Here is a 304-nt window from a genome sequence, read left to right on the forward strand (position 1 = left end):
TTGCCCACTTCGACACACGCATCAAGGCGCTCGACAGCCGGATCGCCGACCTCCTTGGTCAAGCCGAGGCCACCGCCCGCGATCACGCGCTGATGGTCTCCGTGCCCGGTGCCTCCAAGGGCGGCGCGCTCTCTTTGCTGGCGCTCCTGCCCGAGCTCGGCCAGCGCTCACCCAAGGCGATCGCCGCGCTCGTCGGCCTCGCCCCGTTCGACAACAAGAGCGGCAAGCTCGCACGCAAAAGCCAGATCCAGGGCGGCCGATCGCGTGTGCGCCGTGCCCTCTACATGGCGGCACTTAGTGCCAT

Annotated in this window: 1 protein-coding gene; it reads left to right on the forward strand. The window is 68.4% G+C overall.

What is annotated here, in order from left to right; genetic code table 11:
- Nucleotides 1-304, forward strand: a 304-nt coding sequence (locus EN818_RS31770; RefSeq protein ID WP_135906736.1) for a transposase, incomplete at both ends; no start/stop codon positions are given.

The sequence above is a fragment of the Mesorhizobium sp. M3A.F.Ca.ET.175.01.1.1 genome, assembly GCF_004791945.1.
In the GTDB taxonomy this organism is placed as follows: domain Bacteria; phylum Pseudomonadota; class Alphaproteobacteria; order Rhizobiales; family Rhizobiaceae; genus Mesorhizobium.